This is a genomic window from Streptomyces cadmiisoli, assembly GCF_003261055.1.
GTDB lineage: Bacteria > Actinomycetota > Actinomycetes > Streptomycetales > Streptomycetaceae > Streptomyces > Streptomyces cadmiisoli.
Window position 1 is genome coordinate 6,764,535 of the sequence record NZ_CP030073.1, and the last position, 22,070, is coordinate 6,786,604.

Below are 22,070 nucleotides of genomic sequence, written 5' to 3' on the forward strand. Positions count from 1 at the left end.
CCGGCGGGTGGCGGCGGCTAGCCGACGTGGCGGCGGGCCCGCAGGGCAAGGCTCAGGGCCAGCACGGTGTGCGGGTCGTCGAGGTCGGTGCCGAGCAACTCACCGATGCGGGCGAGGCGGTTGTAGAGCGTCTGGCGGTTGAGGTGCAGCTCACGGGCCGTCTCCGCCTTGCGGCCCGCGTGCGCCAGGTAGGTCTCCAGCGTGGGCAGCAGGGGCGGCTTGGAACGCCGGTCGTGCGCGGTGACGGGACCGATCGCGCGGTCCACGAAAGCCGCGAGGTCGGGATGGTCGCGCAACCGCCACAGCAGCAGGTCGATGTCCAGGCGGCGGGCGTCGTACCAGGGCCGGTCGCCCAGACCCTGGGCCGCGGTCGCCGTCTCCGCCGCGTGCCGCAGGCCCGCCGACGCCGCCGCCCACCCGCCTGGCACCCCGACCACCACGACCGGCGGGCGGGCGCCCGGCCGCTGCATGCCGGCCCGCTCCACACCGGCCCGCAGCGCCGCCGCGACCCGGTCGGCGACCGCCGAGCGCTCCGACTCCGAGCGCAGCCCCAGCAGCAGCGGGACGCGGCCCTCGACCGGCCGTACGCCCAGCAGCACCGGAACGCCCACCGCGGCCAGCTCCTCGGCGACCGCGCGCGCCAGCACCGCCCAGCCGCCGCCGGGGGCCAGCGCCTCGCCCAGCCGCATGACCACCGGCAGCAGCGGGCTGTCGCCCGGCTTGAAGCCCAGGACGCGGGCCTGCGCCGGGGCGTCCTCCGCCGGGATGCGGCCCTCCGCCAGGTCGGTGAGGAAGTCGCCGCGTCCGCGCGCGGCCAGCTCCTCCTCCTGGCGCGCCTGCATCAGGACCACGGCGAGGATGCCGGCGGCGCGCTCCGCCGCGATCCGGTGCACCGGCGCCAGCGGCGACCGCACCGGCAGCAGCACCAGCCGCGCCCGTACCGACCCCGCCCCGGCTCCGCCGCCCGGCACGTCCACCAGCACCGATCCGGCCGGCGGCGGAGCGTCCTTGTGCGGGCCGCGCAGCCCCTTCCACACCTGGAGCGGCTCGGCACCCTCGGGTCCGGCCCCGGCGGCGTACAGCAGCTGGCCGTCCGGGGTCTCCAGGAAGACCGGGTTGTCGCTGAAGCCGGCCAGGATGCCGAGCACCTGGGGTATCCCGCCGCCGCCCAGCAGGGCCTCCGTGCAGCGCCGGTGGACCTCCTCGGCGCGCTGGAGCAGCGCGTAGTGGCCGTTGACGATCTCGGTGTGGATCTCCTCGGTGACCGTCACGAACGGCACCTCGCGATGCAGTTGGACCAGGGGCAGCCCGGCCGCGCGAGCGGTGTCGACCAGGGCGGCGGGCAGCCGCGTGAAGCGCGGTCCGAGCTCGACCACGAGGGCCGCGATGCCCCGTTCGGCCAGGGTGCGCACGAACGCCCGCTGGTCGGCGGGCCGGGTGCCGAGGCCGTAGCCCGTGGTCAGCAGCAGTTCGCCGCCCTTCAGCAGCGAGGCGATGTTCGGGACCTCGCCGGCGTGCACCCAGCGCACCGTCCGCTGCAACCGGTCGGCGCCCGCGAGCACCTCCGGCAGCCCGCTGCGCAGACCGGGCAGCTCCAGCGCCCGCTGGACGGTGATCCCGGCGCTCCGGCTGTCGAAACGGTGGTCCGTGCGGCTGTCCATGCAGCGGACGCTACCCGCGCGCACCTTCCGGCGACATCTCCGCGCGGTCCGGCGAACGATCACCGCGTCCGGGCCCCGGCCAGCCGAGGTCCGCGGCGGCCTACAGCGGCTTGATGTTGTGGTTGAAGCGGAAGACGTTGTCCGGGTCGTGGCGCCGTTTCAGCTCGCCCAGGCGCCGCATGCTGCCGGCGCCGAGCCCGGCTCTCACCCGCTGGGGGCCCTCGTCGCCGACGAGGTTGAGCGGCGCCGCGCCCGTGCTCCACGGCTCGGCGTCGGCGCGGGCGTCCCGGACCCAGCGCACACAGCGCTCGTCGTGCGCGGGGTCCCGCCACACGGCGAACGGGTGCACGGCCCAGCGGGCACCCCGGTACGGCAGGGGCAGGCCGGCCGGGCCGTCGGCGACCGCGGCCCCCACCGGGAAGAGCAGGTGCTCCGTGCCGGTCCGCGGGGGCATGGACCGGGCGCGGGCGCAGAAGACGTCCACGAACCTGTCGGGGGCGCCGGTCAGGTACTCGGCGGACCAGTGGCACCGCAGCCCCGGCGGCACGTCGAACATGCGCTGGAGGCCGGCGTACGGCAGCGCGGTGACGGTCCCGACCTCGTGCGGCAGCGCGAGCAGCGGCTCGGCCAGCCCGCGCAGCTCCCGTACGTCTCCCGCGTACGCCAGCAGCGCCCCGCACCACAGCCGGCCGCCCGGCGACCCCGGCGGGGATGCGGCGGCCGGTTCCGGTACGAAGGCGGCGGGCCGGCCGGTGAACCAGCGCACGGCGCCGCTCGCCCGGAGCGGGCCGGACTCGACGACGTCGCGGAAGGCGCGGGTCAACTCGGCGCCGAACCGGGGCGGGCACACCACGAGGGCGACGCTGAACCGCGGCACCTCGTACAGCCTCAGGGTGAGGGCGGTGGCGACGCCGAAGTTCCCGCCGGCGCCGTGGAGGGCCCGGAACAGGTCCGGGTTCTCGTCGGGGTTGGCGTGGGTGCGCTCGCCGTCCGCGGTGACCAGTTCGACCCCGAGCAGATTGTCGGCGGCCGGACCGCAGCAGCGCTCCAGCCAGCCGCTGCCGCCGCCCAGGACGCAGCCGGCGACACCGGTGGTCGAGACCCGAGCACCGGTCGTCGCCAGCCCGTACGGCCCGGTCGCCCGGTCCAGGTGCCCCGTCGTGGCGCCGCCGCCGATCCGCGCCGCCTCGGCCGCCGGGTCGACCGTCACGCCGTGCATCGGGCGCAGGTCGACGACGAGACCGGCGTCGTTCACCCCCATGCCCGCCAGGCTGTGCCCACCCCCGCGCACCGCGATGTTGAGGTCCAGGTCCCGGCCGAAGCGCACCGCCCGCACGACGTCCGCCTCGTGCGCGCACCGCGCGATCACGGCGGGGCGGCGGTCGATCAGCGCGTTGAACACGGACCGGGCCCCGTCGTAGCCCGGGTCCCACGGGGCGAACACGTCACCGGAGAGGTCCTCGCGCAGCGCGGCGAGGGCCGTGCGCGCCTTCGAGAAGGGAGTCATCGGCGCCCCCTCGACGCCAGGGCGATCCGTTCGGGTCCAGGCTATGCCGGTGGGGTCGGGCGGTCCTGTCCGGCGGGGCCGGACCTCCGGCAGTGCGGATCCCGGCCACCGCGCCGAGCCGCCGGAGCAGCCTCGGGGCTCAGTGGGCCTCCTCCGGGCCCGACGGACCGGCCAGGATCCGGCGGTGGTGCTCCAGCGCCCGGCGCCGGTCGGAGGGCTCGTCGGGGTAGTCCCGCAGATGGGCGTCCATGCGGTCCTTCGCGCGTCGTATCCGCTCCTGTGCCCGGGGCCGCTGGGGCGCCCGCGCCAGCCAGTGCCCCACCAGCAGCAGTACGGCATGGGCCTTGCGGCGGTGCGCGGGCCCCGCGTGCTCCTCCAGCCAGCCCAGCGCGAAGTCCACGGCGGCGTCGGCGTGTTCCGGATCGGATAGGTCGCCGTCGCGCAGCAGCGCCTCCAGCAGCTTGCCGAGCGCGTCGTTGCGCTCGCTGCCCGGGCGGAGCCGGTCGCGCGCCACCTGCGAGACGCGGCGGCGCACGGCCGGGGAGGCGTCCCGGCTGCCGAGCACGGGGGACAGCAGATCGGGCACCCAGCCGGAGCGGTCGTACAGGGCGCACCAGTCGGCGCACGCCAGATGCAGGCGTTCCAGCACCGGGGCGTCGAGCAGGTCCGCGCCCTTCAGCAGCTCGCCGAGCAGGGGCGCGGTGTGCGCGGCCCGCCGGTCCAGCAGATCGCAGGCGCGCGAGACCAGGCGGTTCCATTCGGGCCGGATGCCGTGCCGGTGCAGCCGCAGGGTCTCGACCAGCCAGGGCCGTTTCTTCCCCGGCGGGAGCAGGGTGAGCGGGGACAGCACCTGCACGGCGCGGGCGGCCAGCCGGCCGCGGTCGTCCGGGCTCGTCCGCCGGCCGCCCAGCGCGCTGTTCAGCAGCCCCACCGCGCCCTGGCCCCGCGGGTACCGGTCCAGCCACTCCAGCGTCGCGGCCATGGCCCGGTCGTGCTCGTCGGCGCCGAGGTCGGCGCGGCTCAGCAGCGAGCTGAGCAGAAAGGCCGTGTGCGGGCTGGTGGGTGCGGGTGGCAGCTGGGCGAAGGCCGCCGCCATCAGCCGGTCCCGGGTGCCCGGATCGAGGTTCTTGTGCAGCAGCGGGGGCAGCACCGAGCGTGCCACGGTCGGGTACGGGTGCTTCTCCACCAGGTCCAGCGCCTGGCGCGTGAGCCGGTCCAGCACCTCCGGGTCCTGGTCGGGGTGCGAGGTGCGCAGCAGGGCGCCCGCCACCTCGCTGACGCCCCGCCACGAGGAGGAACCGGACGACGACAGCCAGCGCACGGCCAGTCGCTGGAGCTGGAGCTGCTCCTCGTCGGTGAAGGCGGCGTTGCGGTGCCCGTCCGCCTTGCGGACGTTCTTCAGCAGCGGCGGCAGGACCATGCCCAGCTCCAGGTGCCGGTCCGCGTTGGGCTCCAGCCAGTTCCAGGCCGCCTGCACGGCACGCGCCAGGGTGTCCCGCCCCGGCAGGTCGGGGGTGACCAGCTGCCTGAGCACGTACGCGGCGGCCGGACGGCGGCCGTGCCCCCCGCCGTCCTCCAGCCACAGCAGCGAGTCCTTCACGGCTTGCTCGAAGACCTCCTTGGGCAGGTCCCGCTGCTGCCGGCAGCGGCCCAGCACGGCCTCCAGGGCGAAGCTCGCGTCGGCCGGGTTCGCGGGCGCCACCGTGTCCAGCAGCAGCCGTGCCGTGCGGACCAGGCCGGTGCCGGTCAGCTCCGGGCGCATGAGGAGCGTCCTGGCCACGAAGCTCGCCTCGGAGGTGGTCCCGTACTCGTCCAGCCAGTTCAGGCCCCAGCGCAGGACCTGGCCGAGGCGCGGATCGTCGCGGGACAGGGCCTTCTTGCGCGGGTCCAGGAGCTCGCAGAGCGGGCGGGCGGCGCTGTGGCGGGGCGCGTGCAGGGTGAGCCACTCGTAGGCCAGGTCCGTCGTCCACTCCAGCGGACCGGGCGCGATGTCCTCGGCCCGCAGCACATGGTGGAAGGCGAACGCCGCCGCCGGATGGACGGCGTTGCGGCGCAGCCAGGCCATCAGGTACGGGCGGCTGACCTCGGGCGGCAGATGGCGCGCCGCGGTCAGTACGGCGTCGCGGGCCCGTGTCCTGCCGTGGTGCCGGGCCAGCCACGGACCGGCCAGCTCGCGCGCCGCGACCGGACGCCAGGTGGGCCGCGTCAGCAGGACCTCCAGTTCCCGGCCCTCGCTGCGGGGTTCCTCCACCACCAGCTCCCGCAGCGTGTCCAGGCGGGCCGTGCACCACTCCTCGACCTCGGCGGCCAGCCTGCCGCCCGCCTCGTCGCCCAGCGTCGCGCGCAGCCGGTCCACCGACGCGGCGACCCGCGCCAGGGCGGTGCCGTCGGCCAGTCCGCTCTCCAGCACCCGGCGCAGCCCGGCCCGGTGCACCCGCTCCCCGCCGGCCTCGACGACACCGTGACCGAGCAGCACGTCCCCGTACAGGTCGTGCACCGGACGCAGACTGTCGGCCTGGACCGACAGCAGACCGTTGCGCACCAGCCGCTGGATGGTCCCGGCGCCCGCTACGCGGCGCGGGTCGGCCGGGTCGTCGCTGTCGGGCGCGAAGCAGTCGAGCGCGTCCTTCAGGGCGCAGGGCGCGTGCGCGACGATCCGGGCCACGGCGGTCGTGGCGGGGTCCGCGTCGCCGTCCCAGGGCACCGCCGGCAGCCCGACCTCGGCCAGGACGCCGTGCAGCCAGACCCGGAAGTCGGCGTCGGGCCGGGGCACCACGGCCGTGATGTCGTTGCCCTCGCGGGCCTGGTTGTCGTAGACCGAGGCGAACAGCTGGCTGAAGGCGGGCGGGCCCTCGCACATCAGCTCCACCCGCTCCTCGCCCTGCTGTCCGACGGCGTTCGGGGCGAGGCCGCGCACCAGTTCCCGGCAGATGGCGCTGTGGTACCCCGGATCGGAGCGGACCCGGATCCGTACGAAGGTGTCCTGGGGACGCAGCGGTTCGGATTCGAGGTCCTTCAGCCGTACGGAGCGCGCGGTCGTCAGGAACGCCGCCCGGGTCCCCGACGCGGCGACCGCGTCCCGCACCCGGCCGTGGATCTGGCCCGCGTCGTTGATCCAGTCGATGTCGTCGGCGACCACGAGCACCCGCCCGGCCCGCGGGCCGACGCTGTCCCCGACGTCGGTCAGGGAGGCCTTGCCGGTGAGGTGGACGACCAGCCAGCCCTCGCGGTCGGCGCGGGCGGCGGTCTCCAGGCACAGCCGGGTCTTCCCCGCGCCGGCGTCGCCGGTGAGGACCACACCCGACGGCAGCCCGGGGCCGCTCGCCAGTTCGGTGAGCCGGGCGAGGACGTTCCCGGGCGAGCTGTCGTCGCCGGGGTCGACGAAGTGCACCTTCTCCTCGACCAGGGGGTGGCGCATCCGCCGGATCGCGTCCAGCCGCAGGTGGTGCCGCTGGAGCCGGCCACCGGTGCGGTCCCAGCCGTCCGGCAGCGCGGGCCGCGGCCGCGGGTCCACGCCCTCGGCCGTCAGCAGCGCCCGCCACTCCTCGTCGTCGACCCGGTCCAGCGCGGTGACCTGGTGCATGGCGACCCCGGTCGGCGTCAGGTGCTCGCGGAACACCGCGACCAGAAGGCCGTCCGTGGTGATCACCGCCGCACCGGACATGCCCTGCCACGGGCTGGCGCCGGGCGGCGCCGAAGCGGGCGCCGCGTCCTCGATGCCGACGCGCAGATCACCGGGCGCTCCCGTGTCGGCGGTACGCACGGAGCAGCGCACGGCGGCCCGGCCCCGCCGACCGCCGTCCGGAGTGCCGATCTCGGCGTACACCGGGTAGCCGGCGGCGTGGGCGCCGACAGTGGAGATCCGGGCGCGGTCCACGCCGCCGATCCGGACCGGGTCGACCCGCGCCGTAGGCGCCGCGGCGAAGCGGAGCAGGGCGAGGTCCGCGCCGGTGTCCCGCCACACGGGGGTGACCGGCCGGTAGTCGCCGTCACCGCCGAGGTCGGCCGCCAGGTCCGCGGCGTCGTCCAGGACGTGGGCGGCGGTCAGGACCAGGTGGTCGGAGATGCGGTAGCCGCTGCCGAGCCGAAACCGCGAACCGGGCAGTTCACCGACGACCCGAGCCACCCTGGCCACGTCCGGGAGGGACGTCACCACCGGGTCACCGCGGGCGTCGGCTCAGGGTGTCCGCCGTCTTCACCGGTTCGTCGTCCAGGGTGCGGGCGTCGAGCTGGAGCCGCAGCGTCTGTACGTCGCTGCGGCCCTGCGTGCGCTGCGCCCCCGCGGAGATCACATGGACCTTGATGCCGCCGTTCACCCCGCCCGAGCGGGTGAGCGTGGTCTGGAGCTCCAGCTCCAGCGAGGAGACCGACAGCCGTACGGGCCCGCCTTCGGTCTCGGCCGCGTCCATCGCCTGGGCCAGTTCCCGCCGTATCGCGCCGAGCGCGGCGGCGAGACCGATGCCCTCTTCCGGGTCCTGACCGGCCATACGCTCCCCCTCGTCGGACGTTCGACCAAAATGCTTGGTCAGCGAATCTAACGTCGTCGGGTGCGCCACGCCAGTGCCGCGGCCGGGCCCGGGATCGGTGAACTCCCCGGGCCCGCCGCGCAGTTCAGCCCCCGTACGCTCCCGAGGCCGTCAGCCGCAGCGCGGTGTCGATCAGCGGGACGTGGCTGAAGGCCTGCGGGAAGTTGCCGACCTGGCGCTGGAGGCGCGGGTCCCACTCCTCGGCGAGCAGACCGAGGTCGTTGCGCAGCGACAGCAGCTTCTCGAACAGCTTGCGGGCCTCGTCGACGCGGCCGATCATCGCCAGGTCGTCCGCCATCCAGAACGAGCAGGCGAGGAAGGCGCCCTCGTCGCCGGGTAGGCCGTCGACGCCCGCGTGCTCGCCGTGGGTCGGGTAGCGCAGGATGAAGCCGTCCGGCGTGGACAGCTCGCGCTGGATGGCCTCGATGGTGCCGATGACCCGCTTGTCGTCCGGCGGCAGGAAGCCCATCTGCGGGATCAGCAGCAGGGAGGCGTCCAGCTCCCGGGAGCCGTAGGACTGCGTGAAGGTGTTGCGTTCCTTGTCGTAGCCCTTCTCGCAGACGTCCCGGTGGATGTCGTCGCGCAGCTCGCGCCAGCGCTCCAGCGGGCCGTCCGCGTCGCCGGACTCCAGCAGCTTGATCGTGCGGTCGACGGCGACCCAGGCCATGACCTTGGAGTGCACGAAGTGGCGGCGCGGTCCGCGCACCTCCCAGATGCCCTCGTCCGGCTCCTGCCAGTGGTCCTCGAGGTAGCGGATCAGCTTCAGCTGGAGCAGCGAGGCGTAGTCGCTGCGGGCCAGGCCCGTCATATGGGCCAGGTGCAGGGCCTCGGTGACCTCGCCGTACACGTCGAGCTGGAGCTGGTGGGCGGCGCCGTTGCCGACCCGGACGGGGGCGGACTTCTCGTAGCCGGGCAGCCAGTCCAGCTCGGCCTCGCCCAGCTCGCGCTCGCCGGCGATGCCGTACATGATCTGGAGGTTCTCCGGGTCACCGGCGACGGCGCGCAGCAGCCACTCGCGCCAGGCGCGGGCCTCCTCGCGGTAGCCGGTGCGCAGCAGCGAGGACAGCGTGATCGCGGCGTCCCGCAGCCACGTGTAGCGGTAGTCCCAGTTGCGCACGCCGCCGATCTCCTCCGGCAGGGAGGTGGTCGGGGCGGCGACGATGCCGCCGGTGGGGGCGTACGTCAGGGCCTTGAGGGTGATCAGGGAGCGCACCACGGCCTCCCGGTAGGGCCCGTGGTACGTGCAGTGCTCGACCCAGTCGCGCCAGAACTCCTCCGTCGCCTCCAGCGACTGCTCGGGCTCCGGCAGCGGCGGCGGCTCACGGTGCGACGCCTGCCACGAGATGGTGAAGGCGATCCGGTCGCCCGGCGCGACCGTGAAGTCGGCGTAGGTCGTCAGCGCCCGGCCGTAGGTCTCGGCGGAGGTGTCGAACCACACCGAGTCCGGTCCCGCGACGGCCACCGTGCGTCCGTCGTGCTTGTGCACCCACGGCACGATCCGGCCGTAGGAGAAGCGCATCCGCAGCGCCGACCGCATCGGCACCCGGCCCGAGACGCCCTCCACGATGCGGATCAGCTGCGGCGCGCCGTCCCGGGGGGGCATGAAGTCGATCACCCGGACGGTGCCGCGCGGGGTGTCCCACTCCGACTCCAGGATGAGCGAGTCGCCGCGGTACTGGCGCCGAGCCGCCGTGGGGGGCTCGGCGTCCGCCGCGTGCGCAGGGCCGATCCGCCAGAATCCGTGCTCCTCGGTACCCAGCAGACCGGCGAAGATGGCATGCGAGTCGAAGCGGGGCAGGCACAGCCAGTCGACTGTGCCGTCCCGGCAGACCAGGGCAGCGGTCTGCATGTCTCCGATGAGTGCGTAGTCCTCGATGCGCCCGGCCACGTGCAACTCCAGTCGAACGGCCACGTAGCCCCATAGGGGGCTTTCGCTGTGCGGTCAGGGGGTTGTTGTACTGCGTCGTTGAGCTGTGAAGTAAAACTGTCGACCTGCCGGGAGGCAAAACGACGGTCGTCGCTCAACGAACTGACGAGCTCTCGTTGTTCCGGTGCGTACGGGCGAGGGGTGGTGCCGTGTTGCCGGCGGGCTCGGCAGCGAGTGTCCGAGCAGGATACGACGCACGTAGATGATCTGCGTGCCGCTCCGGGCAACGCGTGTGCGCCGAACGAGTGAGCACCGGGTGAGAATCCGGTGCACGGTGCATGTCCGTGGCGGGCCGTGCGCGGAGCGTGGCCGGACGCCATCCCGTCGTGGCGCTGTTACCCTGGTAGCCCGTGGACCGGTGGGCACGAAACCCCCGAACCGCAGCGACGGCTCCTCCAGAAACCCGGGATCTCCGGGGCCGGACAGCCGCACCGCACCCCCAGACCGCGACCACGGGAGCCCCCTCTTGGCCATGCCGCCCAAATCCACGACGACCAAGCACATCTTCGTCACCGGGGGTGTCGCCTCCTCGCTCGGCAAGGGTCTGACCGCCTCCAGCCTGGGCATGCTGCTCAAGGCCCGGGGCCTGCGCGTCGTGATGCAGAAGCTCGACCCGTACATCAATGTGGACCCCGGCACGATGAACCCCTTCCAGCACGGTGAGGTGTTCGTCACCAACGACGGCGCCGAGACCGACCTGGACATCGGCCACTACGAGCGCTTCCTCGACCGCGACCTGGACGGCTCCGCCAACGTCACCACGGGTCAGGTCTACTCGACGGTGATCGCCAAGGAGCGGCGCGGCGAGTACCTGGGCGACACGGTCCAGGTCATCCCGCACATCACCAACGAGATCAAGAACCGCATCCGCCGCATGGCCACCGACGACGTGGACGTCGTCATCACCGAGGTCGGCGGCACGGTCGGCGACATCGAGTCGCTGCCGTTCCTGGAGACCGTCCGCCAGGTCCGCCACGAGGTCGGCCGCGACAACGTCTTCGTCGTGCACATCTCGCTCCTGCCGTACATCGGCCCCTCGGGAGAGCTGAAGACGAAGCCGACCCAGCACTCGGTGGCCGCCCTGCGCAACATCGGTATCCAGCCGGACGCCATCGTGCTGCGCTGCGACCGCGAGGTGCCCACCGCGATCAAGCGGAAGATCTCGCTGATGTGCGACGTCGACGAGGCCGCCGTGGTCGCGTGCCCCGACGCGCCGTCCATCTACGACATTCCCAAGGTCGTGCACTCCGAGGGCCTGGACGCCTACGCGGTCCGCCGCCTGGACCTGCCGTTCCGCGACGTGGACTGGACGACCTGGGACGACCTGCTCGACCGCGTCCACAGCCCGCGGCACGAGATCACCCTCGCGCTGGTCGGCAAGTACATCGACCTGCCCGACGCCTATCTGTCGGTCACCGAGGCGCTGCGCGCGGGCGGCTTCGCGAACAAGACCCGCGTCAAGATCAAGTGGGTCACCTCCGACGACTGCAAGACCCCGTCCGGTGCCGAGGCGCAGCTCTCCGACGTGGACGCGATCTGCATCCCCGGCGGCTTCGGCGACCGCGGCGTCTCCGGCAAGGTCGGCGCCATCCGGTACGCCCGCGAGCACCGGATCCCGCTGCTCGGTCTCTGCCTCGGCCTCCAGTGCATCGTGATCGAGGCGGCGCGCAACCTCGCCGGCATCGCCGACGCGAACTCGACCGAGTTCGACCCCGCGACCGCCCACCCGGTGATCTCCACCATGGCCGAGCAGCTCGACATCGTGGCGGGCGAGGGCGACATGGGCGGCACGATGCGCCTCGGCATGTACCCGGCGAAGCTCGCCGAGGGCTCGATCGTGCGCGAGGTGTACGACGGCAAGGAGTACGTCGAGGAGCGGCACCGGCACCGCTACGAGGTGAACAACGCCTACCGGGCCGAGCTGGAGAAGAAGGCGGGCATCCTCTTCTCGGGCACCTCGCCGGACAACAAGCTCGTCGAGTACGTGGAGTACCCGCGCGACGTCCACCCGTACCTGGTCGCCACGCAGGCCCACCCCGAGCTGCGCTCGCGGCCGACGCGTCCGCACCCGCTGTTCGCCGGGCTCGTGAAGGCCGCGGTCGAGCGGAAGAATTCGAAGTAACACACCAGTTGTACGGTGGCCGGGGTGCATACCTTCAAAGGGTGGGCACCCCGGTTTCTTTTGTGCACGTGAAAGGGCAGGGCATGACGATCAAGGACACCCCCGAGGAGTGGGAGATCCGCGCCTCGGACACCCCCTTCGTGGGCAACAAGACCTCCGTCCGCACGGACGACGTGGTCATGCCCGACGGCACCGTCGTGCGCCGCGACTACCAGGTGCACCCCGGCTCGGTGGCCGTCCTCGCCCTCGACGACGCGGACCGCGTGCTGGTCCTGCGGCAGTACCGCCACCCCGTGCGCCACAAGCTGTGGGAGATTCCGGCCGGCCTGCTCGACGTGCCCGGCGAGAACCCGCTGCACGCCGCCCAGCGCGAGTTGTACGAGGAGGCGCACGTCAAGGCGGAGGACTGGCGGGTGCTGACCGACGTGTACACCACCCCCGGCGGCTGCGACGAGTCCGTGCGCATCTTCCTGGCCCGCGGTCTGTCCGAGGCCGAGGGGGCGCGCTTCGCGGTCGAGGACGAGGAGGCCGACATGGAGCTCGGGCGCGTGCCGGTCGCGGATCTCGTGCGGGGGGTGCTCGCCGGGGAACTGCACAACAACTGCCTGGTCGTCGGCGTCCTCTCGCTGGTCGCCGCCCGGCAGGGCGCCGGCCTGGACGCGCTGCGCCCGGCCGAGGCGCCCTGGCCCGCCCGCCCCTTCGAGGCCTGAACCCGCACCCCGGCCCCTGCGTCCCGGCACGGCGTCCTTTGGTGTGACGATCGCCTGATCCGATCGGGGGACGTCCCCGTCGTGCTCCACACGGTTCGTCGCAGAGCGTGAACTAGGCTCTGGAAACGCCCGAACCGGAGTCCCGGCGGGACTGTGCACGTGTGGGACGGGAGTGTGGCCCGTGACGGATCAGGCGGTGGACACGGACGGCGCGTGGTCGTCGGGACACACGTCGGTGGAGACCCCTTTCCTGGGCCGTACACGGGAGTTGAAGGAGCTGCGCGCCGACATCGAGCGTGCGGGGCTGGACACCATCTCGGGGAAGAAGGCCCCGCGCGCGCGAGTGCTGCTCATCGCGGGCAGACCCGGCTCCGGCCGTACGGCGCTCGCCGAGGAGCTGGTCCGGCAGGTCGCGAAACGTTACCCCGACGGCGTCCTGCGGGCCCGGCTCAGCGAGCCCGACGGCACCCCCGTCCCCACCGAGCGCACCGCCCGTGACCTGCTGGCCGCGCTGGACCGGCCGATCCCGCCCGGTGCCGCCGAGGACGAGCTGGCCGAGGCGCTCCGCGAGGCCCTGGCCGACCGCCGGGCCGTGCTCCTGCTGGACGACGCGGCCGAGGCGGAGCAGGTCGACGCCCTGCTGCCGGACACCCCGGACTGCCTGGTCGTCGCCGTCTCGAAGGGCCCGCTCACCGGTATCTCCGACGTCCGTCCCTGCACCCTCGGCGGCCTCGACACCAAGTCCGCCGTCGAACTGCTGTCCCGGCACACCGGCTCGGTGCGCATCACCGTCGACCCCAGGGCCGCCGAAGGGCTCGTCGAGGAGTGCCAGGCCCAGCCGGCCGCGCTGACGCTGGCCGGTGGCTGGCTGGCCGCCCGCCCCAAGTCGGCCGTCGCCGACCTGGCCAAGCAGCTGCGGGCCGAGGGCGACGACGCGACCGCGCTCGGCCGGGTCTTCCGGCTCGTCCATGCCTCCCTGCCGCCGTCCACCGCGCGCACCCTGCGGCTGCTCTCCCTCGCCCCGGCCGGCCATGTCGACCCGCACACCGCCTCGGCGCTCGCCGGCTGCTCGGTCAACGGCGCCCGCACCACGCTGGACGACCTGGCCGCCGTCGGACTGCTGCGGGCGGTGGACGGGCCGCTGCCGCAGTACGAGGTGCCGGGCAGCCTGCACCCCCTGCTGCGCTCCCTGACCGAGACCCTGGACCGCCCGGCCGAGCTCCAGCTGGCCCGCGCCCGGATGCTGGAGCGGACGGTGCGGCTGCTCCAGTCGTGCCGCGCGATCACCGAGACCGACAGCCCGCAGGCGCGCGAGAAACTGCTCGGCATGCCGCGCTCCCTGCGCTTCCCGAGTCCCCGCGCGGCCGCCGACTGGCTCAGCATCCGCAAGCCGGCGCTGCTCGCCGCGGCCCGTCTCGCGGTCGCCGACGGGGAGCTGGACACCCTGGCCCGGCGCCTGATGTCCCAGCTGGTCCGGGCGATGGTGGCGCACTTCGGCATGCGGGCGGCGGCGCCCGACCTGTACGGCATCCACGGCCTCGTGCTCGACGTGGCCGAACGCCAGGACCTGCCCCGCGAGCGGGCCGCGGCGCTGCTGAACCTCGGCGACCTGGACGCCCAGACCGGCCGGACGGCCGAGGCGCTGACCCGTTTCCGGGCCGCGCTGGACGCCGGACGCCTGGCGAACGACCCGTACGCGACCGGACGGGCGATGGAATCCGTGGGCGGCGCGCACCAGGAACGCGGCGACCACGACCGGGCCGCCGACTGGTACGGCCGCGCCCTCGCCGAGCGGCTGGCCCGCGACGAGCGGGCCGAGGCCGCCCGGCTCTACGGCCGGATCGCCACCGCGCACACCTACGCGGGCCGCTACGGCGAGGCCCAGCGGCACTGGCGCGCCGCGATCGCCGGCTACCGCAAGCTCGGCGACATGGCCGCCCACGCAAGGGCGTTGAGCGAACTGGCGCGGGTCCAGGAGTACGCGGGACGGCCCGAGGAGTCGCTGCGCACCTGCCAGGAGGGCGTCGAGTGGGCGCGCCGCGCCGAGGACGTACGACTCCAGGCGGCGCTGCACATGAGGCTGGCGGACACGCTGGAGCACCTCGGCGACTCCACGGCCGCTCTGCTGCACCGCAACGCGGCCGGGCGCATGCTGGGGGATGAGGTCCAGGAGGACGACTCGGGTGATCCAGTCACGGAACAGCCGGGTAGTGCCTGCGAAATCCGCAGTACATCCGCTGAAGATTGATGCAATGAAAGGCTAGACAGCGGGAACGCCTTCATTAAACTGGCTGTGCCGCACGTTCTCCAGCGGTGTCTCCCGGTGTGCCCATTACATCCGGGTAGATCGTGTATTGCCCCCTCTGAGTCAAGGACCGTGATCGACGTGAAGGTCGGCATCCCCCGCGAGGTCAAGAACAACGAGTTCCGGGTGGCCATCACCCCCGCCGGCGTGCACGAGCTGGTGCGCAACGGCCACCAGGTCGTCGTCGAGCGGAACGCCGGTATCGGCTCCTCCATCCCGAACGAGGAGTACATCGCCGCCGGGGCGCAGATCCTCGACACGGCCGACGAGGTGTGGGCCACCGCGGACCTGCTGCTGAAGGTGAAGGAGCCGATCGCGGAGGAGTACCACCGGCTGCGCAAGGACCAGATCCTCTTCACCTACCTGCACCTGGCCGCCTCCAAGGAGTGCACCGACGCCCTCCTGGAGTCCGGCACCACGGCCATCGCGTACGAGACCGTGGAGCTGCCGAGCCGCGCCCTGCCGCTGCTCGCCCCCATGTCCGAGGTCGCGGGCCGGCTGGCCCCGCAGGTCGGCGCCTACCACCTGATGCGCGCCGCGGGCGGCCGCGGTGTCCTGCCCGGTGGTGTCCCGGGCGTGCCGGCCGGCAAGGCCGTCGTCATCGGCGGTGGCGTCTCCGGCTGGAACGCCGCGCAGATCGCCATCGGCATGGGCTTCCACGTGACCCTGCTCGACCGTGACATCAACAAGCTCAAGGAAGCCGACAAGATCTTCGGCACGAAGATCCAGACCGTCGTCTCCAACGCCTTCGAGCTGGAGAAGGCGTGCCTGGAGGCCGACCTCGTCATCGGCGCCGTCCTCATCCCGGGCGCCAAGGCCCCGAAGCTCGTCACCAACGAGCTCGTCGCCCGGATGAAGGCGGGAAGTGTCCTTGTCGACATCGCGATCGACCAGGGCGGCTGCTTCGAGGACTCCCGTGCCACCACGCACGCCGAGCCGACCTTCCGCGTCCACAACTCGGTCTTCTACTGCGTCGCCAACATGCCCGGCGCGGTCCCCAACACCTCCACCTACGCGCTGACCAACGCCACGCTGCCGTACATCGTCGAGCTGGCCAACCGCGGCTGGGTCGAGGCGCTGCGCCGTGACGCCGCGCTGGCCAAGGGCCTCAACACGCACGACGGCAAGGTCGTCTACCGCGAGGTCGCCGAGGCGCACGGCCTGGAGCACGTGGACCTGGAGACCCTGATCGGCTGACCCGATCGACTAAGTCACCTTTTCGTAAAGGCGATACGTCAACACGCCTCGTCAACCGAGCACACCCGGCCGGACCTTGCCCGACAAGGTCCGGCCAGGTGTGTGTATGGTCACTTTGCGAAGCTCGGCCAACTCGCCTCGAACGTAACCCTTGAGCCGATTCGTACACCGGTGAAACCTGCCGTGCGACGGCCGTACGCCCTTGACAGAGGGATGTTTCATTGCCGACACATCCTGCCGGGTCCGGCGGATTGTGTTGCTGCGGACCGCCGACACGCCATAGAGTCGCCAACCGTCGGCATGGTGCCACGCTGACCTGTCTAGAAGTTTCCTGGTCACCAAGGAGGTAAGACGACTTGTGAATGAGTCGACATTTTCTCCCGGGGGTGGTCAACCAGGAAGCCCTGCGCGGGGTCAGGCTCCCGCGGGGTTCGAGGCTGTCGGCTCCGTCGCGGTGCGCACCTTCGCAGCCCACCAGAGTCACCAGATGTCAGGGGTGACTCACTCAGCACACCAGAGCATGGATGGCCATCACGTGAACGCCATGGCCGGCGACGGAAGTGGCGCGCCCCACAACCACTTCGCCGACTACGACGAACTGCCCGACGGGCACTTCTACGACCCCGACGCCGAGTACGAGCCGGACCCCGAGTACGCGGCCACGCTCGCGCCCGACGCCGCACGCCAGCGCCGCGAGCGCATCGGCCCGACCGGCCGCCCGCTGCCGTACTTCCCGATCCCGGGACCGCTGACCGATCACGGCCCCGCGAAGATCATCGCGATGTGCAACCAGAAGGGCGGCGTGGGCAAGACCACGTCGACCATCAATCTGGGCGCCGCGCTCGCGGAGTACGGACGCCGGGTGCTGCTCGTCGACTTCGACCCGCAGGGCGCGCTGTCGGTGGGTCTCGGCGTCAACCCGATGGAGCTCGACCTCACCGTCTACAACCTGCTCATGGAGCGGGGCATGGCGGCCGACGAGGTGCTGCTGAAGACGGCGGTCCCCAACATGGACCTGCTGCCCAGCAACATCGACCTGTCGGCGGCCGAGGTGCAGCTCGTCTCCGAGGTGGCCCGCGAGTCGACGCTCCAGCGCGCCCTGAAGCCGCTGCTGCCCGACTACGACTACATCGTGATCGACTGTCAGCCCTCGCTCGGTCTGCTCACAGTGAACGCCCTGACGGCCGCTCACAAGGTGATCGTGCCGCTGGAGTGCGAGTTCTTCGCACTGCGTGGTGTCGCGCTGCTCACCGAGACGATCGAGAAGGTCCAGGAGCGGCTCAACCCGGAGCTGGAGCTCGACGGCATCCTCGCCACGATGTACGACTCGCGCACGGTGCACAGCCGCGAGGTGCTGGCGCGCGTCGTCGAGGCGTTCGACGACCACGTCTACCACACGGTCATCGGGCGCACGGTCCGCTTCCCGGAGACCACGGTCGCCGGCGAGCCGATCACCACGTACGCGTCCAACTCCGTCGGCGCCGCCGCCTATCGCCAGCTCGCCAGGGAGGTGCTCGCCCGGTGTCACGCCGAGTGAGTCTGCCGGGGGCCGACGAACTGTTCCGTACGACAGGGGGAATGGCGCTCCAGGCATCCACTCCCCGGCGCCAGGCCAACGGCGAGCCCCGGGTGCCGCCGCCCGCGGGCGAGGGCGACGCGGCGGCAGCGGCGGCCGAGGACGCGCCGCAGTCGGTGCCCGTGCAGGGCGGTGACGGCGACGGCGACGAACATGTCGCGGCGGAGGCGGAACCGATCGACGCGGGGGAGTCCCGCAGCCGGGGCACGGCCCCGGAGCGCTCCACGCGGCGCCAGGCGGCCCAGGAGGGCTCGGGCGGGGCCGCACCCCGCAAGCAGCGCGGGCGGGCGGCCGCACGGCGCCCCAGCGGACGTGAGCGGCACGACGAGAAGATCACGGTGTACGTGTCCGCCGAGGAGCTCATGGATCTGGAGCACGCCCGGCTCGTGCTCCGCGGTGAGCACGGACTGGCCGTCGACCGCGGACGGATCGTCCGGGAGGCGGTCGCCGTGGTGCTCGCGGATCTGGAGAGCCGGGGAGACGCCAGCATCCTCGTACGACGGCTCCGTGGACGGTAGCGGTAGCCTGCGAGGGCTATGACCTCGAACGACGCTTCCGCCACCGGCTCCGGCGCCGGACGCCGGCGTGTGCTGGGCAGGGGCCCAGGGGCTCCGGCTCCGGCCGTCGAGGCCCCGGTCGCCTCGCCGCTGCCGCCCGAACCGGTCACGGCCGTGGCACCGCACGGGGCGGAACCAGAGGTCCCTGCGGCAGAACCAGCGGCCCGCGCGATCCATGCGGTCCCCGAAGCGGAACCTGCCGTCCCCGCGGTCCCCGTGGCGCAAGCCGCGGTCGCCGTCGCTCCGCGGCCCGAGGCCCCCGTACCGCGAACCGCCGCCGATGCCGCCGAGGCCGCAGAAGCCGCGGAAGCCGACGAGGGCGATTCCGGAGTCTTCAAGGTGCGGCTCTCCAACTTCGAGGGCCCCTTCGATCTGCTCCTCCAGCTGATCTCCAAGCACAAGCTGGACGTCACCGAGGTCGCGCTGTCCAAGGTCACCGACGAGTTCATGGCCCACATCCGTGCCATAGGGCCGGACTGGGACCTGGACGAGACGACCGAGTTCCTGGTCGTCGCCGCGACGCTGCTCGACCTGAAGGCGGCCCGGCTGCTGCCCGCCGCCGAGGTGGAGGACGAGGCCGACCTGGCGTTGCTGGAGGCACGCGACCTGCTGTTCGCCCGGCTGTTGCAGTACCGCGCGTACAAGCAGATCGCCGACATCTTCAACCACCGCCTCGACGAGGAGGCCCGGCGCCACCCCCGTACCGTCGGCCTCGAACCCCACCACGCCGAGCTGCTGCCCGAGGTGGTCATCAGCATCGGCCCCGAGGGGTTCGCCCGGCTCGCCGTCAAGGCGATGCAGCCCAAGCCCAAGCCGCAGGTGTACGTCGACCACATCCACGCGCCGCTGGTGAGCGTGCAGGAGCAGGCCGGGATCGTGGTCGCGCGGCTGCGGGAGCTGGGCGAGGCGAGCTTCCGGGCACTGATCGAGGACACCCCCGACACGCTCACCGTCGTGGCGCGCTTCCTGGCGCTGCTGGAGCTGTACCGGGAGAAGGCCGTGGCGCTGGAGCAGGAGGCCGCCCTCGGTGAGCTGCTGGTGCGCTGGACCGGCGGGGAAGAGGACGCGGCGCTCCGCGTGACCGACGAGTTCGACCGCCCGCCGGAGAAGCCCGAGGAAGCCAAGGAGGAGAAGGAGTGAGCGAGGAGAGCGTTCTCGAGGAGGTCTCTCGGCCGCCGGCCGCGCCGCGGAGCGTCGCCGACCTCGATCTGAGGCCCGCCCTGGAGGCGGTGCTGATGGTCGTGGACGAGCCCGCGACCGAGGAGCACCTCGCGAAGATCCTCCAGCGGCCCAGGCGGCAGGTCGCGAACGCGCTGCGCGAACTCGCCGACGAGTACACCGCGCAGCGGCGCGGCTTCGAACTGCGCCTGATCGCGGGCGGCTGGCGTTTCTACACCCGGCCCGAGTACGCCGCGGCGGTGGAGGGCTTCGTCCTGGACGGCCAGCAGGCCCGGCTGACCCAGGCCGCCCTGGAGACGCTGGCGGTGGTCGCCTACCGCCAGCCGGTCAGCCGGAGCAGGGTGTCTGCCGTGCGCGGAGTCAACTGCGACGGCGTGATGCGCACCCTCCTCCAACGCGGTCTCGTCCAGGAGGCGGGCGCGGAACCCGAAACAGGTGCGATCCTGTACACGACGACGAACTACTTCCTGGAGCGGATGGGCCTGCGCGGCCTGGACGAGCTCCCGGAGCTCGCGCCCTTCCTCCCGGAGGCCGAGGCGATCGAGGCCGAGACACAGGAAGGCGTTCCGTCGTTCGATCCGGACGCTCCGGATTCCGAGGACGCAGACGACAAGACGGAACTTTGATGCGAAGCAGCGGTAGCGGCAACAGCGGCGGGCGCGGTAACCACCGCGGAGCCGGGAACAACAGGGACCAGAAGCAGGGGCAGGGCCGCCCCCGCAAGCCCCGACCCGAGGAGCGCCGCTACGACGTGGGCCCCGGCGCCACCAAGGACGGCCCGAAGTCGGGGCGCGGTGCGAGTGCGCGGGGCGGTGCCAAGGGCGGCCCCAAGCAGGGCCGGCAGGACGGCGGCCGCACGGCTCCGGCGCGTTCGCGTGAGTACGACGCGCGGACCGAGGAGCGCAACCGGGACCGGTACGCGGAGAAGAAGGACGTGAAGCTGCCCAAGACCTTCCCCGGTGCGGAGCTGGAGGGCGAGCGGCTCCAGAAGGTGCTCGCGCGCGCGGGGTACGGCTCCCGGCGCGCCTGCGAGGAACTGATCGAGCAGGCGCGCGTCGAGGTCAACGGCGAGATCGTCCTGGAGCAGGGCCGGCGCGTCGACCCCGAGAAGGACGAGGTCAAGGTCGACGGTCTGACCGTCGCCACGCAGTCGTACCAGTTCTTCTCGCTGAACAAGCCCGCCGGTGTGGTGTCGACGATGGAGGACCCGGAGGGCCGTCAGTGCCTCGGCGACTACGTCACCAACCGTGAGACGCGGCTGTTCCACGTCGGCCGGCTCGACACCGAGACCGAGGGCGTCATCCTGCTCACGAACCACGGCGAGCTGGCCCACCGTCTGACCCACCCCAGGTACGGCGTCAAGAAGACCTACCTCGCGCACATCGTCGGCCCGATCCCGCGGGACCTGGGCAAGCGGCTCAAGGACGGCATCCAGCTGGAGGACGGGTACGCGCGCGCGGACCACTTCCGGGTCGTCGAGCAGACCGGCAAGAACTACCTCGTCGAGGTCACCCTGCACGAGGGACGCAAGCACATCGTCCGCCGCATGCTCGCGGAGGCCGGGTTCCCCGTGGACAAGCTGGTCCGCACCGCCTTCGGCCCGATCACCCTCGGGGACCAGAAGTCGGGCTGGCTGCGCCGTCTGTCCAACACCGAGGTCGGGATGCTGATGCAGGAGGTCGATCTCTGATCCGGGGTCGGCCCCGGCCGCGCGTCAGCCCCGGGTGATCGATTCCCCGGCGACCGTGATCGGTTCGGCGGACAGGGGCTGGGTCGCCGGGCCGGCGGCGACCGAGCCGTCCGTGATGCGGAACCTGCTGCCGTGGCAGGCGCAGTGGATGGTGCCGTCGGAGACGGCCGAGACCGCGCAGCCCTGGTGCGGGCAGATCGACGAGAAGGCCTTGAACTCGTTCGCCCGGGGCTGGGTCACCACGATCTGCTCGTCCTTGATGATCGCGCCGCCGCCGACCGGGATGTCGCCCGTCCGCGCCAGCTCCGGACGGGCCGGCGCGCTCCCCGCCGCCTCGCCCGGCGGGGCCGGCTCCGAGGTGGCGCCGCTGTCCTTCTTGCCGCCGCCGTTGCCCTCCTCGCCGTACTCGCCGCACCCCGCGACCAGTGCCGCGGCTCCCGCGGCACCCGTCGCGAGGAGGACCGTGCGACGTGTCGCGTCAGGAGTCGTGTCGTCACCAGAGGTCATGTCGTCACTCCGAAAGTGCGGAAGAACCACAGGGCGGAGGTCAGCCACACGACCGCCAGGACCGTGAACACGAGTCCGCCGACGACCGGCACCAGCCAACCGGGAAGGCGCTCCGAACGGAGCAGCAGCATCTTGGCACTGAAAGCACCGAAGAAGAAGCAACCCAGGGCAGAGTGCAAAAAAACGCGCATATCGTACGTCTGGTAGCCCAACGCATACAGGCAGTGCACGGCCACGGGGACCGACACGAGGAACGCCGCGCGGCCCGACCAGCGGTGCAGCAGCGGGGCCCAGCGCGGGCCGGGCAGCCGGCCGTACAGCATCAGCGCGGAGACGATCTGCACCACGGCGAGGAACACGGCCGCCGTCGCCAGCCATGACTTCACCGCGCCCGTGCTGCTGAACCCCGCGAGGTTGAAGGCCGTCCCGGCCGGGTCGTGGACCCGCCCGTACGCCCCGAGGGCGACCGCCACGGCGGCGGCCACCAGCGCCGGTACGAGGTAGGTGAGGGAGCGGCCGGGCCCCCGTCGTGCCCGGCCCCGGCGGTGGGGCGGGAAGTCCTGGGTGACGGCGTTCGGGTCGACGGTCATGGTCGGCTCCCGGGGG

The 22,070-nt window shown here is 72.7% G+C and carries 16 protein-coding genes; 9 read left to right on the forward strand and 7 right to left on the reverse strand.

Features of this window, described 5'->3' with window-relative positions; all coding sequences use genetic code 11:
* Positions 1-17: 17 nt before the first annotated feature.
* From DN051_RS29700 to DN051_RS29720, 5 genes are all read right to left on the reverse strand, one after another.
* Positions 18-1,661: a PucR family transcriptional regulator gene (locus tag DN051_RS29700; RefSeq protein ID WP_112439874.1), complete on the reverse strand. Its 1,644-nt coding sequence runs from the start codon at positions 1,659-1,661 to the stop codon at positions 18-20.
* A gap of 100 nt (positions 1,662-1,761) precedes the next feature.
* A complete protein-coding gene (locus DN051_RS29705) occupies positions 1,762-3,168 on the reverse strand; it encodes an FAD-binding oxidoreductase (protein ID WP_053758140.1) in 1,407 nt (468 codons plus the stop codon).
* A 139-nt stretch (positions 3,169-3,307) separates the two neighbouring features.
* Positions 3,308-7,324: a S1 family peptidase gene (locus DN051_RS29710; RefSeq protein ID WP_112439876.1), complete on the reverse strand. Its 4,017-nt coding sequence runs from the start codon at positions 7,322-7,324 to the stop codon at positions 3,308-3,310.
* Positions 7,325-7,328: 4 nt separating this feature from the next.
* Positions 7,329-7,655, reverse strand: coding sequence for a trypco2 family protein (locus tag DN051_RS29715; protein WP_220451572.1), 327 nt, complete (start codon positions 7,653-7,655; stop codon positions 7,329-7,331).
* A 124-nt stretch (positions 7,656-7,779) separates the two neighbouring features.
* The gene (locus DN051_RS29720; protein ID WP_053758138.1) at positions 7,780-9,582 is read right to left on the reverse strand and encodes a glycoside hydrolase family 15 protein; all 1,803 of its coding nucleotides are present in this window, start codon (positions 9,580-9,582) and stop codon (positions 7,780-7,782) included.
* A 511-nt stretch (positions 9,583-10,093) separates the two neighbouring features.
* On the opposite strand from DN051_RS29720, the gene DN051_RS29725 reads away from it, so the two are divergent.
* The 9 genes from DN051_RS29725 (at position 10,094) to DN051_RS29765 (ending at position 20,957) form a co-directional block, all read left to right on the forward strand.
* On the forward strand, positions 10,094-11,743 hold the full coding sequence (locus DN051_RS29725) for a CTP synthase (RefSeq protein ID WP_112439878.1): 1,650 nt from the start codon (positions 10,094-10,096) through the stop codon (positions 11,741-11,743).
* A gap of 83 nt (positions 11,744-11,826) precedes the next feature.
* Positions 11,827-12,453: an NUDIX domain-containing protein gene (locus tag DN051_RS29730; protein WP_053758136.1), complete on the forward strand. Its 627-nt coding sequence runs from the start codon at positions 11,827-11,829 to the stop codon at positions 12,451-12,453.
* Positions 12,454-12,634: 181 nt separating this feature from the next.
* The gene (locus DN051_RS29735; protein WP_112439880.1) at positions 12,635-14,701 is read left to right on the forward strand and encodes a tetratricopeptide repeat protein; all 2,067 of its coding nucleotides are present in this window, start codon (positions 12,635-12,637) and stop codon (positions 14,699-14,701) included.
* A 129-nt stretch (positions 14,702-14,830) separates the two neighbouring features.
* Entirely contained in the window at positions 14,831-15,955 is a 1,125-nt protein-coding gene (gene ald / locus DN051_RS29740) for an alanine dehydrogenase (protein ID WP_053758134.1), read from the forward strand.
* Between the two features lie 358 nt (positions 15,956-16,313).
* Positions 16,314-17,492 carry a ParA family protein gene (locus DN051_RS29745; RefSeq protein WP_079000693.1) on the forward strand — a complete coding sequence of 393 codons (1,179 nt, stop codon included), beginning with the start codon at positions 16,314-16,316 and terminating at the stop codon, positions 17,490-17,492.
* On the forward strand, positions 17,477-18,049 hold the full coding sequence (locus DN051_RS29750; protein ID WP_079000691.1) for a hypothetical protein: 573 nt from the start codon (positions 17,477-17,479) through the stop codon (positions 18,047-18,049). Before DN051_RS29745 ends, DN051_RS29750 begins: the two co-directional genes overlap by 16 nt.
* Before the next feature lie 18 nt (positions 18,050-18,067).
* On the forward strand, positions 18,068-19,228 hold the full coding sequence (locus DN051_RS29755; RefSeq protein ID WP_112439882.1) for a segregation and condensation protein A: 1,161 nt from the start codon (positions 18,068-18,070) through the stop codon (positions 19,226-19,228).
* A 95-nt stretch (positions 19,229-19,323) separates the two neighbouring features.
* Complete coding sequence (gene scpB, locus DN051_RS29760) at positions 19,324-19,893, forward strand: SMC-Scp complex subunit ScpB (RefSeq protein WP_324612320.1); 570 nt, start codon at positions 19,324-19,326, stop codon at positions 19,891-19,893.
* A complete protein-coding gene (locus tag DN051_RS29765; RefSeq protein ID WP_112439885.1) occupies positions 19,893-20,957 on the forward strand; it encodes a pseudouridine synthase in 1,065 nt (354 codons plus the stop codon). The genes scpB and DN051_RS29765 overlap by 1 nt, the downstream gene beginning before the upstream one ends.
* Before the next feature lie 24 nt (positions 20,958-20,981).
* On the opposite strand, the gene DN051_RS29770 is transcribed toward DN051_RS29765, so the two are convergent.
* Positions 20,982-21,464, reverse strand: coding sequence for a Rieske (2Fe-2S) protein (locus tag DN051_RS29770; RefSeq protein ID WP_053758128.1), 483 nt, complete (start codon positions 21,462-21,464; stop codon positions 20,982-20,984).
* Positions 21,461-22,054 carry a DUF6529 family protein gene (locus DN051_RS29775; protein ID WP_053758127.1) on the reverse strand — a complete coding sequence of 198 codons (594 nt, stop codon included), beginning with the start codon at positions 22,052-22,054 and terminating at the stop codon, positions 21,461-21,463. The genes DN051_RS29770 and DN051_RS29775 overlap by 4 nt, the downstream gene beginning before the upstream one ends.
* Between the last annotated feature and the right edge of the window lie 16 nt (positions 22,055-22,070).